Source organism: Saccharopolyspora hirsuta, assembly GCF_008630535.1.
Taxonomy (GTDB): domain Bacteria; phylum Actinomycetota; class Actinomycetes; order Mycobacteriales; family Pseudonocardiaceae; genus Saccharopolyspora; species Saccharopolyspora hirsuta.
On the sequence record NZ_VWPH01000014.1, the window covers coordinates 197,280 to 212,143 of the forward strand.

The 14,864-nt window shown below is 71.5% G+C and carries 14 protein-coding genes; 4 read left to right on the top strand and 10 right to left on the bottom strand.

The window, feature by feature from the left end; genetic code table 11:
* Positions 1 to 108: 108 nt before the first annotated feature.
* From F1721_RS27650 to F1721_RS27665, 4 genes are all read right to left on the bottom strand, one after another.
* Complete coding sequence (locus F1721_RS27650; RefSeq protein ID WP_150069722.1) at positions 109 to 2,436, bottom strand: SaeA-related protein; 2,328 nt, start codon at positions 2,434 to 2,436, stop codon at positions 109 to 111.
* A 149-nt stretch (positions 2,437 to 2,585) separates the two neighbouring features.
* A complete protein-coding gene (locus tag F1721_RS27655; protein ID WP_150069723.1) occupies positions 2,586 to 4,232 on the bottom strand; it encodes an Hsp70 family protein in 1,647 nt (548 codons plus the stop codon).
* The gene (grpE, locus tag F1721_RS27660; RefSeq protein WP_150069724.1) at positions 4,225 to 4,890 is read right to left on the bottom strand and encodes a nucleotide exchange factor GrpE; all 666 of its coding nucleotides are present in this window, start codon (positions 4,888 to 4,890) and stop codon (positions 4,225 to 4,227) included. The genes F1721_RS27655 and grpE overlap by 8 nt, the downstream gene beginning before the upstream one ends.
* A gap of 249 nt (positions 4,891 to 5,139) precedes the next feature.
* Positions 5,140 to 5,688 carry a snapalysin family zinc-dependent metalloprotease gene (locus F1721_RS27665; RefSeq protein WP_150069725.1) on the bottom strand — a complete coding sequence of 183 codons (549 nt, stop codon included), beginning with the start codon at positions 5,686 to 5,688 and terminating at the stop codon, positions 5,140 to 5,142.
* Between the two features lie 317 nt (positions 5,689 to 6,005).
* Here F1721_RS27665 and F1721_RS27670 point away from each other — a divergent pair, with 317 nt between their 5' ends.
* Genes F1721_RS27670 through F1721_RS27685 form a run of 4 tightly spaced genes read left to right on the top strand, consistent with a single transcriptional unit; the run spans position 6,006 to position 7,963 of the window.
* Complete coding sequence (locus F1721_RS27670; RefSeq protein ID WP_150069726.1) at positions 6,006 to 6,740, top strand: PIG-L deacetylase family protein; 735 nt, start codon at positions 6,006 to 6,008, stop codon at positions 6,738 to 6,740.
* Positions 6,737 to 7,357, top strand: a complete 621-nt coding sequence (locus tag F1721_RS27675; RefSeq protein WP_150069727.1) for a maleylpyruvate isomerase N-terminal domain-containing protein — start codon at positions 6,737 to 6,739, stop codon at positions 7,355 to 7,357. The genes F1721_RS27670 and F1721_RS27675 overlap by 4 nt, the downstream gene beginning before the upstream one ends.
* Positions 7,358 to 7,398: 41 nt before the next feature.
* On the top strand, positions 7,399 to 7,629 hold the full coding sequence (locus F1721_RS27680; RefSeq protein WP_150069728.1) for a ribbon-helix-helix domain-containing protein: 231 nt from the start codon (positions 7,399 to 7,401) through the stop codon (positions 7,627 to 7,629).
* Positions 7,616 to 7,963, top strand: a complete 348-nt coding sequence (locus F1721_RS27685) for a type II toxin-antitoxin system PemK/MazF family toxin (RefSeq protein WP_150069729.1) — start codon at positions 7,616 to 7,618, stop codon at positions 7,961 to 7,963. Before F1721_RS27680 ends, F1721_RS27685 begins: the two co-directional genes overlap by 14 nt.
* Positions 7,964 to 8,038: 75 nt before the next feature.
* On the opposite strand, the gene F1721_RS27690 is transcribed toward F1721_RS27685, so the two are convergent.
* From F1721_RS27690 to F1721_RS27715, 6 genes are all read right to left on the bottom strand, one after another.
* Positions 8,039 to 8,974, bottom strand: a complete 936-nt coding sequence (locus F1721_RS27690; protein ID WP_150069730.1) for a heme o synthase — start codon at positions 8,972 to 8,974, stop codon at positions 8,039 to 8,041.
* Positions 8,971 to 9,366, bottom strand: coding sequence for a DUF3817 domain-containing protein (locus F1721_RS27695; RefSeq protein WP_150069731.1), 396 nt, complete (start codon positions 9,364 to 9,366; stop codon positions 8,971 to 8,973). The genes F1721_RS27690 and F1721_RS27695 overlap by 4 nt, the downstream gene beginning before the upstream one ends.
* 144 nt (positions 9,367 to 9,510) lie before the next feature.
* Entirely contained in the window at positions 9,511 to 10,605 is a 1,095-nt protein-coding gene (locus F1721_RS27700; RefSeq protein ID WP_150069732.1) for an LLM class flavin-dependent oxidoreductase, read from the bottom strand.
* A gap of 552 nt (positions 10,606 to 11,157) precedes the next feature.
* Positions 11,158 to 12,474: a lysine N(6)-hydroxylase/L-ornithine N(5)-oxygenase family protein gene (locus tag F1721_RS27705; RefSeq protein WP_246155345.1), complete on the bottom strand. Its 1,317-nt coding sequence runs from the start codon at positions 12,472 to 12,474 to the stop codon at positions 11,158 to 11,160.
* 91 nt (positions 12,475 to 12,565) lie between these two features.
* On the bottom strand, positions 12,566 to 13,339 hold the full coding sequence (locus F1721_RS27710) for a siderophore-interacting protein (RefSeq protein WP_246155346.1): 774 nt from the start codon (positions 13,337 to 13,339) through the stop codon (positions 12,566 to 12,568).
* Between the two features lie 153 nt (positions 13,340 to 13,492).
* The gene (locus tag F1721_RS27715; protein ID WP_246155347.1) at positions 13,493 to 14,854 is read right to left on the bottom strand and encodes an MDR family MFS transporter; all 1,362 of its coding nucleotides are present in this window, start codon (positions 14,852 to 14,854) and stop codon (positions 13,493 to 13,495) included.
* Positions 14,855 to 14,864: the final 10 nt, after the last annotated feature.

Genomic DNA, 14,864 nt, shown 5'->3' on the forward strand with positions numbered 1-14,864 from the left:
CGTCGCGTCGTGATGGGTGCGATTTCCATGGAAATCGGCGGTGCGATTTCCATCGAAATCGCGGAAGTCGTCCACGACCTCCGGCGTGTCGTGACCCGGCAGTGCACATTAGGACACCTTGAGCTGCGCAACGGGCGGATCCACCAACTCGATACCGGACGTTTGCACGAAGCAGCGCAGCCAGAACGGCTTCCGCCGCGGCAGCTCGACGGTGATCTCCACGAGGTCGTCGATCCGGTGCACCTCCCGGTGCACGACCTGCCCGTCGTCCGGCCCGAGCGGCATGACGCGACCGGGCGCGACGACCACCACCACCTCGCACTCCGGCACCGGCTGGTCGCTGCTGAGCAGGATGCTCGCGGTGCGCGCCCCGAACAACCGGTTCCGCCGTTCGACCCGGTACTCGACCTGCGCGGGTGGCCCGGACACGGACAGCTCGCTGGGCTTGGACCGGTGCTCGCCGTCGTCGCCGGTGGCCAGCGAGGTGACCTGCACGCTCGCCTCGCCCGGCCCGGTGTCGATCCGGCAGCCGCCCTCGGCCTGGTACTGCTGCCGCGTCACCCGCCGCGACCCACCGGCCCAGGTCACCTCGGCCAGCCGCACCCCGTCCGGCCACACCCAGGACAGCACGAGCTGGCGCCCGAAGTGCCGCCCCTCCAACGAGGTCACGGGCGGCAAGGTCGGTGCGACCCGCGCGGTGTGCCGCACCGCGACGGCTTCCGCCCGGACCTCGGTGCCGTCCGCGCGCCGGTAGCGCGCCGCCAGCAGGTACGTGCAGTCCACCTTGACGTCCACAGTGGAGTCCCGGAACGAGGTGCCGCCGCTGGTGGGCACCGGAACCTCACCGGTCTCGTCCCGCCGCACCACGTCCACGCCGACGGCGTCGCGGTGCAGCTTCCACCGCCCCTCGACCGCGCCCCCGCGAACCGCGAGCCGCACCTCGTGCACCGGCGGCAGCACCTCGACGGTCCGCCCGACCGGCCGCGACCACACCCCGTCGGGCGCCGCGGCGAACACCGCGTACCCCGCGGTCCCCCCGGCCGCCGCGGCGGCGTCCACCACCGCGGTCTCCGCCCCCTCGGCGACGACGTCGCCGTCGGCGGCGTCGCCGGGCGTCCGCCCGGCCCGCCGCACCACCCGGTACCGGGTGCTCTCGTCGTGGTCGGGCTGCGCCCGCCACGACAGCCGCACCCCGAGCCCTTCCGGCTGCGCCGTCAGGTCCGCCACCGGGCTGACCGGGATGCGCCGCACCTCCGCCGCTATCGCGTCGTCGTCGGCGGCCAGCCGCGCTGCTTCGGTCAGCTGTCTCCGCGCTTCGCCTTCGGCTCCGCGCTCCAGCGCGCGGTGCGCGGCCTCGCGCAGTTCGCGGACCTGCGCCGCGTGCCGGTCGACCGCCGCTTTCGCGGCTGCGGCCTCCTCGGCGTCGGCGATGCCGACGAGGGCTTGCTGGGCGGCGACCAGCAGTCCCCCGGCGAGCAGTTCGGCGACCTTGGCCAGGCCGGTGACCTCGATCTTCGTCGCGCCCGTTTCGCTGAGCACGCTCACCACGGCCTGTCGTGCTTCGCCGTCCTCCAGCCCGGACTGGCGCAGCACGCGCAGCAGCGCGCTGGCCGGTGCACCGTTCTCGCGGAGTCTGCGCACGTCGTCGAGCAGGTGGTACAGCGCCAGGAGGCGGAGGTCGGTGCGCCCGGCCGCGGTGGTCACCAGCCCGAGGGCTTCGCGCGCGGCGCGGTTGCCGGAGCGGCGGTTCTCCCGGTCCACGGCCGCCTGAACGGCTTTCGCGCTCAGCCCGGCGGAATGCGCTGGGGTGCTGCGGAACTCGGTGAGCAGCGCGAAGCTGTCGAGCTTGCCGTGCAGCAGTTCGGGGATGCCGGTGACCTCGGCGTCCTTCAGCAGTTCCTTCAGGCGGCGGAACAGGGTGTCCGGCAGCCCGGAGGTCTTCGGCAGGTCCAGCGGGACCGCCGTGCGCACCCCGGCCTTGGCCAGCGCCTGGTCGACCTCGGGCGGGGCGAGCTGGCCGAACGCCTCGCGCATCGCCTCCAGCTGGCCCGGGGTGATCAGCCCGAGGTCGCCGAAGTTCGCCTTGAGCATCTGGGCGAGCTCGTCGATCTGGGCCCGCCCGGCCGCCGCCCGGTCGTCGTGCCGCGCGCGCCACCACGACATCCGCGACATGGCCTCGCCGTGCTCGCGGCGCAGCTCCTCGTCCTCGCGCAGGAAGGCCTTGTAGACGCTGGTGGTGAAGCTGGACTTCGCGGTGGACTGGGCGCTCTTGTTCCAGTGCGACCGGACCTGCGACAACCGCTGCGCCAGGTCGGCGTCGGAGAACTCCGGCCCGATCGCGTACCGGGTCAGCAGATCGTCCGGTAGTCGGCCGCTGCGCCCCCGCAGCGGCCGCACCACTTCACGCTCGTACGCCTTCGGATCGAAGGGTTCCATCAGATCCCATCCAGTACCGCCTCTCCGCGATTCGCAGTGGTGGTTGCGTTCGGCGGATGACCTTGCGCTTGGCGGTTTCTTGTGGCTGGTTTGCGTCACGTTCCCCTGAGGTGCGGTTGATTAGCACTCGGGTTGGCACTGCCGCTCAGTCAGCCGGACACGGTGATCCCCGCGACCTTCCGCGCCGCTTCTTCGACCTCTTCGTCGCTGCGCACGCTCACCCGCACCTTGATGTCCAGCGACTTGCCGGTGGACGGTTCGGTGGCGGTCAGCTCCAGCAGGCCCTCGTCGTCGACGGTCATGCGGATGTTCACCGGGGAGCCGGCGGGCAGCGGCGGCAGCCCGTCGATGGTCCCCTTGCCCTCGCTGATCTCCTTGTTCTCCGCCAGGTCCGGCCCGGCGACCACCCCGGACTGCTCGTAGAGCTCGATGTTCACCCCGGTCTGGCCCTCGTAGATGGTGGACGCCTCCAGGGTGCGCTCCTCGGTGGGCAGCGGGTCGTTGGCGTGCACCAGGTGCCGGACGAGGAACCGCTCCGGCTTGTTGCGCCAGTCCGGGTCGGAGGTGTCGACGAGCTTGACCCCGAAGGCCTTGGGCAGCACGTTCCGGGTCTGCTTCGCGGCCAGGTTCTCCAGCGCCCGCTCGGAGATCCCGGTCTGCTTGGCGACGGTGCGCACCGCCTCGGACACCCCCGAGCCGCCGTCCTCCGCGGCCTCCCGGTGCACCACCCGGCCCAGCGCGTAGAGCGCGGCGCCCTTGGCCACCGCCAGGTCCGGGTCGTGCAGCTTGGGGTCCCACCCGAACTCGGCGCGCAGCCGCTCGGCGACCGCGGGCATCTTGGTGGCCCCGCCGACCAGCAGGACCTCGTCGATCTTCGCGCCGGGCTGCTTGGACTCCAACGTGGCCAGGGTTCGCCTGACGATGTCGATCGTCTTGTCCAGCAGGTCCTGGGTCTCGGTCTCGAACTGCGCGCGGGTCACCTCCACCCGCGCGCTCACCCCGGCCCCGCGCAGCGCGACCGCGCGGGACTCCGCCTTGGACAGCTGCTTCTTGGTGTCCTCGGCGGTGGTGGCCAGCGACTGCAGGAACTCCTCGTCGTCCTCCACCTCGGTGCCGTCCGGGGCCTGCTCCTGGAACTTCGCCAGCAGGTGGTTGCGCAGCCGCAGGTCCCAGTCCGCACCGCCGAGGTGGTCGTCGCCGTCGGTGCACACCACCGCTATCTCGTCGGAGGACACCCGGATCACGGTGGTGTCGAAGGTGCCGCCGCCCAGGTCGTAGACCAGGATCGTCTTGTCGTCGGCCCCGGTGGTCGCCTCGTAGTGCAGCGCGGCGGCCACCGGCTCGGGCACGATGCCGATCACGTCGAGCCCGGCGATGGTGCCCGCCTGCTTGGTGGCGCTGCGCTCCTGCATGCCGAAGTAGGCGGGCACGGTGATCACCGCGCGGGTGACCTCGCCGCCGGTGTGCGCGGCGGCGTCCTGCGCGAGCTGCTTGAGGATCAGCGCCGAGATGGACTCCGGGGTGTAGGTGCTGCCGTCGAACTCGAACTCGGCGTCGCTGCCCATCTGCCGCTTGATCAGCGACACCACCCGGTCCGGGTCGATGATCGCGGAGTTCTTCGCCACCGAGCCGACGACCACGTTCGACGCGTTCTCGAAGAACACCACCGACGGGGTCGTCTCGCTGCTGTCGGTGTTGCGGCACACCGCGGGACGACCGGTCTCGTCGACGTAGGCGATGGCCGAGTAGGTGGTGCCCAGGTCGATGCCGAACACCTGCAGGTCGCGGTCAGACATCAGCGCTCATCCCCTCTGCTCGCGGGTCGTCCCCGGTGGTCGCGCTCCAGCGGTACACGTGCACGCGCGCGGGGACGGTCACGCGGTCGGTCGTGGTGTCGAGGTAGCCGTCGGAGAGCACGAGCGCGATCCGCTCGTGCTGGTCGGCTTCCGCGGCGGGCAGGATCTTGACGGCCCGGTGCTCGCGGGCGGAGAACTCCGCGCCGACCTCCGGCCGGATCGGCGTGCTGCCGCAGCGCTCCAGCGCCTGCTCCGCGCTGAGCGCGAAGGACTCCAGCAGGGCGGCGACCTGCTCCCGGCTGAGCTCGGGCGGCAGCGTGCGGGCCTGGTGCAGCAGGTCCTTGCGGAGGTTCTGCAGGTCGGTGGTGATCGGGCGCAGCAGCAGGTTCTGCTCCCCGGCGCGCAACCGCTCCACCTCGGCGTGCAGCTTGTCGATGACGCGTTCCCGCGCGGCGGCGCGGTCGTGGTGCTGGCGGACCTGCTCGGTGAGGGCCGAGACCGCGTCGGTCAGCTCGGCCAGCGGGTCCGGTTCGGGTAACTCCTCGACGGGTTCCGGCGCCTCGGCGTCGACCGGCGCGGGGCTCGCAGCCTCCTCGCGCTGGTCGTTCTGCTCTGGCTCGTCGCGCATCGCTTCGCCCGCCTCGCTGCTCGTCGTCATCGCACGGGTGACCGGCCGTGGGTGATCAGGATGATGATCACCCAGCCTAGCCCCGTCCCACCCGGAGTCCAGGGGATTCGGCGACTTCGACGGCGCAGCGGCGAGCACGGTTCCGCAGCGCGCTAGGCCGTTCCGGTGAACAGAGCCCGCGAGCACTTTCCGGTGCTATGGCACCAAAAGGTACTCACGGGCTCTGACGTGCGAAAGCGCGGCGGTCGGGGCGAAGGACCGCCGCGCTTCCGCTCGTGCTCACCGCAGGGCGAGCACGCCTTCGCGGTACAGCCGCGGTGCGATGCGCACGCCCTCGGCGAAGTTGCGCTCGACCTCGGCGATCTCCTCCGGGTTCGGCTTCGAGTTCTTGCACTGCGGACCCGCGCTGGCACCGGACATCAGGTCCTCGCACACGCCGGTGCGGTTGTCCGGCAGGCCCAGGATGTGCCCGAGCTCGTGCGCCGCGATGCGCACCGTGTCGTGCCCCTCGTTGACCGCCTGGCGCCCCATCCAGACCCGGCCCTGGCCGAGGCCGATCACCTCGGCCCGCGGCCAGCCGTCGTCGGCGAGCACGACGACGTCGGCGGCACCGCCGCTGGCCGGTTCGAACCGCACGTTCTGCACGTTGTCGTTCCACACCTGCGCCCCGGCGTCCACGGCGTCGCGGAACTCCGCGGCCTGGCTGGCGTCGTAGGTGACCACCCGCACGTTCTCCGGGGCGGCGGTGGCCACCACCGGAACCCCGAGCGCGAGCAGGAATGCGATGAGCACACCGAAAACGGGCCGCAGCGTCCTGGGCAGGATCATCTGCACCGACCTCCCTCAACCGTCCGGATCACGGTGCACCCGAACGTATTGCGGCCGGTCATCGCCGAGGTCGCGGTGGCGTAGAAATGCCACTGCGCGAAATTGCCGGATAGCGACCGGAAAAACCTGTGGAAGCCGGTCGAGGTCGGCTGCGAAGCTGGGCCCCCGACGCGCCGCCCGCGTGTCGTACCGCCCGGTTTCCGCTGGTGCGGGCCGCTCTTCCCAACCGGTCCGGGGAAACCGGCGGTCGCAGCGGACCGCACCGCGCCCGCTGCGCGACACTCGGACCACCCGCAGCGCGACCAGGAGGCGACCCGATGACCGATGAGCTCGAACCGATGCCGACGGACTGGCAGCGGGCGCTGGCGATCGTCGCGCACCCCGACGACCTGGAGTACGGCTGCTCCGGCGCGGTCGCGGCCTGGACCGCGTCCGGCCGCGACGTCGCCTACCTGCTGGTGACCCGCGGGGAGGCGGGCATCGACGACGTGCCGCCCGCGGAGGCCGCACCGCTGCGCGAGCTCGAGCAGCACGCGAGCGCGGCCAAGGTCGGCGTGCACTCGGTGGAGTTCCTGGACCACCGCGACGGCGTGGTCGAGTACGGCCCGCAGCTGCGCCAGGACCTGTGCCGCGCGATCCGGCAGCACCGGCCCGGGCTGGTGATCACGCTGAACCACCACGACTCCTGGGGTCCGGGCAGCTGGAACAGCGCGGACCACCGGGCGGTCGGCCGGGCCGCGCTGGACGCGGTCGCCGACGCCGGGAACCGCTGGATCTTCCCGGAGCTCGTCGAGCAGGGCTACGAACCGTGGCAGGGCGTCCGCTGGATCGGCGTCGCCGCCTCGCCGCACCCGACGCACGCGGTGGACATCACCGACTTCCTGGAGCACGGGGTGGCCTCGCTGGCCGCGCACCAGACCTACCTGGAGGCCCTGAGCGACGAGCCCGCCGAGGAGCACGCCCGCCACATCGTGGAGGAATCCGCCCGGCACCACGCCGACCGCTTCGGCGGCCGGGCGTGCGTGACCTTCGAGCTGATCGGAGCAGGATGATCGTCGACGCACTGGAGCAGGCCTGGCAGGTGTGGGCCGAGCTCGGCCGCGACCTGGACGAGGAGCAGTGGCGGCGGCCCACCCGGCTGCCCGACTGGACCGTCAAGGACGTCTACGCCCACCACGCCGACTTCCCGGCGGGGACCGCGGCGGGCGTCGCAGCGCCGGAGCCGGAGGCCCCGGTGACCCACGCCGACGCCGCCGCCCTGCTGGCCCACATGCAGCAGCCGGGCGGCATCGCCGACCAGACCAGCGAGGAGGTGCGCACCACCGCGCTCCAGCGGGCCGGGTCCCCGACCGGCGAGCTGGTCGCGCAGTTCACCGACCTCGCGCCGGAGGTGATCGCCAGCCTCCGCACCGCCGACCTGGACCGCAAGGTCGACTACGGCGGGTTCGCGGTGGTCCCGGCGGGCGAGGCCCTGCGGATCTTCCTGATGGAGGCGGTCGTGCACCACTTCGACATGGCCGCCGCGCTCGACCTGCCGATACCGGGCCCGATGGCCGGTGCCCCGGTCCGCGAGACGGTGCGGCTGCTGGCGGAGACCGCCGACCCGGTCGCGCTGATCGACGCCGCCACCGGCCGCGGCACCCCGCCGGTGTTCCCGGTCCTGCACTGATCAGGTATGACACCGGGTAGTAACGCCGGTAGCATCGCGGTATGAAGGTGAGTGTGAGCTTGAGCGACGAGGACGTCACCTTCGTCGACTCCTATGCCGAGCAGACCGGGGCGCGCTCCCGCTCGGCGGTGATCCACCAGGCGATCAACCTGCTGCGCACCGCCGAGCTGGAAGAGGCCTACGAGAGCGCCTGGGACGAGTGGGACAGCGGCGACGACGCGCAGCTGTGGGACGCGACGACGGCGGACGGCATGGCCGATGCGCCGAGGTGACCTCTACTGGGTCGACTTCGAGCCGATCCGCGGGGCCGAGGCGAACAAGACCCGCCCCGCGGTGGTGGTGAGCAACGACGCGGCCAACCGCAGCGCCCAGCGGGCCAAGCGCGGGGTGATCACCGTGGTCCCGGTGACCACCAACATCGACCGCGTCCACCCGTTCCAGGTGCTCCTCCGGGCGGCCGACTGCGGCCTCCCCCACGACTCCAAGGCCCAGGCCGAACAGGTCAGGGTGGTGGCGGTGAACCGCATCGGCAACCGGATCGGCGCCCTCCCCCGCAACACCCTCGCCGCCCTCGACAACGCCCTCCGCCTCCACCTCCGCCTCTGAGCAGCGCCGCACAAAGCGAACGGACCGCTCACCGCAGTGGGGCGAACGGTCCGTTCGGGGGTGTCGAGGTGGGGCTCAGCCCAGCACCGGGAGGCCGACCGCGGCGTCGATCGCGATCGCCACGAAGAGCAGGGCCAGGTACGAGTTCGACAGGTGGAACAGCTTCATCGGGTTGACGGCCCGACCGTTGCGGACCGCGCTGTGCAGGCGCTGCGCCACGATCAGGAACGCCGCCCCGGCCAGCACCGCGAAAGCCACGTAGACCCAGCTGGTCACCGGCACGAGCAGCAGCGTGCAGCCCACCGTCGCCCAGCTGTAGGCCAGGATCCGCGCCGACACCTGGCGGGTGGTGGCCACCACCGGCAGCATCGGCACCCCGGCGCGGGCGTAGTCGTCCTTGTACTTCATGGCCAGCGACCAGAAGTGCGGCGGCGTCCACAGGAACACCACGCCGAACATCACCAGCGCGGGCCACTCCACCTTGCCGGTGACCGCGGCCCAGCCGACCACCACCGGCATGCAGCCCGCGGCGCCGCCCCACACGATGTTCTGCGAGGTCCGGCGCTTGAGCACCAGCGTGTAGACGAAGACGTAGAACAGGATCGCGCTGGTGGCCAGCACCGCGGCCAGCAGGTTCGCCCCCAGCCACAGCACGGCGAAGGACACCACGCCGAGCACGATGCCGAAGATCAGCGCGTTGCGGCGCGGCACCTCGTAGCGCACCAGCGGGCGCTTCTTGGTCCGGTGCATCACCGCGTCGATGTCGGAGTCCGCGACGCAGTTGAGCGCGTTGGCGCTACCGGCCGACATGGCGCCGCCGACCAGCGTCACGATCACCAGCCACGGGGACGGGACGCCGCGCTGGGCGAGGAACATCGCCGGGATGGTGGTGACCAGCAGCAGCTCGATGACGCGCGGCTTGGTCAGCGCGAAGTAGGCGGCGACGACACCGCGCTTGCGCCCGGCGGGCGGCGCGACTTCGGCAGCGGCGGACTCGTGGGTTGCTGTCATGAGGCCGGCGATTCCTCCGCGGTCCGGGTGCGCGCTTCGGTCAGCGGCTTGCCCGCCAACCGCAGCTCGTGCCAGTGCGTCACCTTGCGCTCGGCGAAGAACGCGCCGAACGGGATGGTGCCCGCCAGCAGCACCAGCAGCATGCGACCGATCGGGACGCGCAGCTGGGTCGTGGCGACCACGGCGACGAGCAGGTAGACCATGTACAGCCAGCCGTGCGCGACACCGATCCGGAAGGTCCAGTCGGTGCCGAGCTGCTGGGTCGGGCTGCCCTCGTCCCAGAGCCCGGCGAAGTGGCCGTACTTGAGCACCATCGCGGCGCACAGCAGGATCAACAGCACCGCGGTGACGTACGCCATGATCCGGTAGAAGATCAGCACACCAGGCTTCACGCCAATCCCTCAATCCCGCCTCGTGCCTAAGAAACACCGGTGTCAATAGACCGTACGCCACGCGAAACCAGCGGCCGCGCCGGACCTCGACCAAGAGTGGCGCCGCCCACCTTGCCCGGGCTCGAACCGCTGGTCCGCGGCGCCTCAGATCATCCGGTAGGCCTTGGCGACCAGTTCGAACGAGTGCAGCTTGGTGTCCCGGTCCGGGACGTTGGCGGTCAGCATCAGCTCCTGGACACCGGTGCGCTCGCGCAGCTCGTCCAGCTCGGCGCGGACCTTCTCCGGCGATCCGTACACGGCGTCGGCCAGCCAGCTGTCCACGAAGCTCTGCTCCAGCTCCGTGTAGGCGTACTCGCGCGCCTCCTGCCGGGTTGGCTGCTTGCCGGGCATGCCGCGGCGCAGCCGGAGCATGCTCAGCGCGACCGGGCGGATGATGTCGAGCGCTTCCTCGTCGGTGTCGGCGGCCACCGCCTGCACCCCGATCAGCGCGTACGGCTCGTCCAGCACCGCGGAGGGCTGGAAGGACTGCCGGTACAGGTCCAGCGCGGGCAGCGTGTTCTGCGCGCTGAAGTGGTGGGCGAAGGCGAACGGCAGGCCGAGCGCCCCGGCCAGCTGCGCGCTGAAGCCGCTGGAGCCGAGCAGCCAGATCGGCGGCACCGGCCCGTTCGGGACGGACTGGATCGCCGCGTAGGGGTGGTCGATCGGGAAGTCGTCGCCGAGGAAGGCCATCAGCTCGCCGAGCTGCTGCGGGAAGTCGTCGGCGGACAGCGGACCGGTGGTGCGCCGCAGGGCGCGGGCGGTGGCCTGGTCGGTTCCGGGGGCGCGGCCGATGCCGAGGTCGATGCGCCCGGGGTGCAGCGCCTCCAAGGTGCCGAACTGCTCGGCGACGACCAGCGGCGCGTGGTTGGGCAGCATGACGCCGCCGGACCCCAGCCGCAGCGTGCTGGTGTGCGCGGCGAGGTGCGCGATCACGACCGCCGGGGCGGAGCTGGCGATGCCGGGCATGCCGTGGTGCTCGGCGACCCACATCCGCTGGAAGCCCCAGGCCTCGACGCTGCGGGCCAGCTCGGTGGTGGTGCTCAACGCGTCGGACGGGCTGTGCTGCGCACCGACGGTGGACAGGTCGAGCACCGACAGCGGCACCGGCGAGTCACCGCGCGCAACGCCCTTGATCTGATCGGCCTGATCGGCGGTCGCGCTACCGGCCTCGGCGCGCTCCGGAGTCGCATTGGTGTCCATCGACCCCTGCAACCACCCGAACCCCGACCTTGTTCCCGCCATTGAGGTTATTCCAGTCTCGTTTTGCGTGGCGGTGCAAGTGGCGGAACCTCAGCGCCCGCCTGGCTGTGGGTGCCCGGCTTTATGTATGACCAATACACGGCAGCCGGGCCGTCCTCACCAGGCGGACGCTGAGAACCCGCGGCGGTGCGAGTTGCGAGGGTGGGTTATGCGCCTGGCGGCGCATGCGACACCTGCCGGTCGGTGCCGGTCGCCCGTCGCGGCCTCTGTCCGCAGACAGGATGGAAGAAGTTCAGTGAGGTGATCTCAGTGACGGTCCTCGGCCCACCGGCGGTGCCTGGGTGTCAGTTTTGCCTATAACTGACACCGGCCGGTGCCCGAGGTGCCGTGTCAGTTTTAGGCAAAACTGACATCCCGCCCGACACGCGGACGACCGGCCCGTTCCACCCGGATCACCCCCTGAGACCACCTCAATGGAAACTGTGAATCGCCGTGCGCGGGAATCGCCGTTTCCATTGAAACTGCAGGTCGGCAGCCCGGACGCGCCCGAGGTCAGGCGTAGCTGACGGCCCGGTCCGGCTCGGCGGCCGCCGTCCGGCTGCGGCGGGTGAGGATCGAGTCTCGGATCTCGCCCGCGCGGACCGCGCCGTTGGACAGCAGCGACGAGGTCAGGCCGTGCGTGTGCTCGGTCCCGCCCTGCAGGTAGATGGCGCCCGGGAGGTCGGCGCTGGTGCGCAGGCGGTAGTCGCGCTCCACCTGGAGACGGCCCCGCTCGTCCCGCTCGCAGTCCTGCGCGGCCTCGCCGAGCAGCGGCAGCGGGTCGCGCGGACGGCACCCCGTCGCGTACACCAGCAGGTCGGCGGCCAGCTCGGCGCGCTCGCCCGAGGGCAGGTGCTCGACGGTCACCGACACCCCGCCGTCGCGGGTCGCGACGTCGCGGACGCGGGAGGCGTTGAGGATCCGCAGCCGCTGCTCGCCGCGCACCTTCTCCTGGTAGGCGCGGGCGTAGAGCTCCTCGATGAGGTCGAGGTCGACCACCGAGTAGTTGGTGTTGCGGTGGTAGTCCAGCAGCTGGTCGCGGACCTCGGGCGAGGCGGTGTGGAAGTCGTCCACCGCCTGCGGGTCGAAGATCCGGTTGGCGAACGGGCTGTCGTCGGCCGGGCTGTAGCCGTACCGGCTGAACACCGCGCACACCTCGGCCGCCGGGAACGTCCGGTGCAGGTACTCGGTGACCTCGGCGGCGCTCTGCCCGGCGCCGACGACCACGCAGCGGCGCGGCGCCTCGGTCAGCTCGTCGACGCGGTGCAGCAGGTCGAGGTTGTGCCACACCCGGTCGCCGAGCTCGGCACCGGCGGGCACGCTCGCCTCCAGCCCGACCGCGAGCACGACGTTGCGCGCCCGGTGCACCTCCAGCTGCCCGCCGCGGCGGACGACGGCCTCGAAGTGCTCCCCGGCGCGGTGCAGCTCGACGACCTCGGCGTCGTAGCGCACCTGGTCGGCCACCCGCGCGGCCGCCCACTCCAGGTAGTCGTGGTACTCGACGCGGGTCGGGAACATCGTCTTGTGGTTGATGAAGTCCACCAGCCGCTGCTTGGCGTGCAGGTAGCTCAGGAAGGAGAAGTCGCTGGCCGGGTTGCGCATGGTGACCAGGTCCTTGAGGAACGACACCTGCATGGTGGTGCCCTCGATCAGCATGCCCCGGTGCCAGCCGAAGGCGGGTTTGCGCTCGAAGAACACCCCGGAGAGCCGGTCGGCCGCCGGCGCGGTGCGGTTGTGCTCCTCCAGCGCGATGGCCAGCGCCAGGTTGGACGGCCCGAAGCCGATCCCCAGGACGTCGTGGACTTCTTCCTCGCTCGGTACCGCGGTCACGTTGTCCCCTCGCGTCGCTGGTGCCCCGTTCGCGGGCACGCGCATACACCGGCGCAAGCCGCTCGCTCGCGCCGGACCCGGTCCACGTCGGTCAGTCCCGGTCGTGGTTGTGCTTGTCGTGGTATTCGGTCTCGGCCAGCCCGTACTTCCAGTAGCCGATGGCGAGCACGGACTTGGCGTCCATGCCGCGGTCGTTGCGCAGGTGGCGGCGGATGCCGCGGACGATGCCGGACTCCCCGGCCACCCAGGCCGAGACGTCCACGTCAGCGGGCACGTCCAGCTGCTGGACGGCGTCGACCAGCTGCTGCGAGCGCCCGGCCGCGACGCCGTCGCGGTGCAGCCAGGTCCAGCGCAGGTCCGGCGGGCATTCGACGTGCTGCTGGTCGGTGGCGTCGCCGATCTCGACGAGCACCTGGCCGCGCGCGGTGGGCGGCAGGCCCTCGACGATGCTGGAGATCGCCGGCAGCGCGGTCTCGTCGCCGACCAGCAGGTAGTAGTCGGCCGCCCGGCAGGTCTTGCCGCCGGGGCCCATCACGCCGAGGTGGTCGCCGGGCCGGGCGTTGCGCGCCCAGTTGGAGGCCACCCCGTGGGCGCCGTGCATCACGAAGTCCACGTCGAGCTCGCCGCGGGCCTCGTCGTAGCGGCGGACGGTGTAGGTGCGCATGGTCGGCCGCTCGTGCAGCTCGGGCCAGCGGTAGCGGCCGGTCTCCTCGTCCAGCACCGGCAGCACCGGTCGCTGCTGGCCCTGCCGGGGCACGAACACCTTGATGTTCGGCCCGGTGTGCTGGTCCAGGAAGCCCTCGAGCTCCTCGCCGCCCAGGGTGATCCGCCGCATCGACGGGCTCAGCTCAGCGGTGCGCAGCACCTGGAGATTGCGCGCTGGGGGCCGGCTGTGCCGGAGTCGGTCCGCGGTACCCATCGACCATGCGTTCCTTCCTGTCCACCAACGATCATGTCAGTTAAGGCAAGCCTAACCATATAACCACCGCGTTGTCTGCCCCGCGGTGGCTCAGATCTCTCAGCGCCCCACCGCGACCGGTTGCCGCACCGGGGCGATTTCCTTGATGCGCACGGCAAGAAGCATTCCGACCAGCGCGAATCCGGCCGACACCAACATCGCCAGGTGGTAGCCGCCCAGTCCGGGCGCACCGGCCAGCACGCACGCGGTCAGCGCCACGCCGAGCGCGGAACCGACCTGCCGCTGCACGTTGAACAGCGTCGACGCCCCGCCGGTCGCCGATGCGCTGATCGTGGTGAAGGCGATGACCTGCAGCTCGGCCGAAGCCGCGCCCACGAAGAACCCGGTGAGCAGCTGCACGAACGCGGCGAACCAGAAGTCGCCCGCGCTGATCGCGTTGAGCAGCGCGAACGACACCGCAGCCCCGAACATGGCGGTCGCGATCACCCGGCGCGGCCCGAACCTGCGGTGCGCCCAGCCGATCAGCTGGGAGGCGATCATCAGCCCGATCGCCTTCGGCAGCGTCACCAGCCCGGTCTCCCAGGCCGACGCGCCCAGCCCCTCCTGGAACATCAGCGTGAACCCGTAGAGCGTGCCGAGGAACCCGGCCACGCACAGGAACAGGATCCCGCTGGCGCGGCGGAACGAGGCGTCGCCGAACAACCGCAGGTCCAGCATCGGTTCCCGGGCTCTGAGCTGGGTCCGGACCAGCAGTCCCAGGCAGACCAGCCCGGCGATCCCGCTGGCCCAGAAGTGCGGCGAGCCCGGCCCGGCCTGCGCGACCGATTCCAGCGCGTACATCACCAGCCCGAGCCCCGGCGCGGCCAGCGCGAAACCGAGCGCGTCGAACCGCTTCTCGCGCGCCTCGACGTGCTCGACCAGCAGCAGCGCGCCGAACACCAGCGCCAGCACGCCGACCGGCACGTTGACGTAGAAGCCCCACCGCCAGGTGAAGTTCTCCACGAAGAACCCGCCCAGCACCGGCCCGAGCGCCGGGGCCACCGCGGTCGGCAGCAGCAGCACCCGGGACAACCGGATCCGCTGCTCCGGCGGGTAGGCGCGGAACAGCATGGTCAGCGCGACCGGGCTCATCACCCCGCCGCCCGCGCCCTGCAGCACCCGCGCGAGGGTCAGCTGGGTCAGGTCGGTGGCCAGCCCGCACAGCGCCGATGCCAGCACGAACATCCCGAAGGCACCGAGGAAGACCCGTTTCGTGCCGAACCGGTCGCCGAGCCAGCCGGACACCGGGATGCACACCGCGAGGCTGACCAGGTACCCGACGTTGACCGCCGAGGTCGTGCTGGCCGGGACCGCGAACTCGTCGGCGATCGCGGGCAGCGCCACGTTGACGATGGTGGCGTCCATGCCGTTCATGAACATCGCCGCGACGTAGCAGACGCACACCGCGACCTGGGGGCTCACCTGGCGAAGC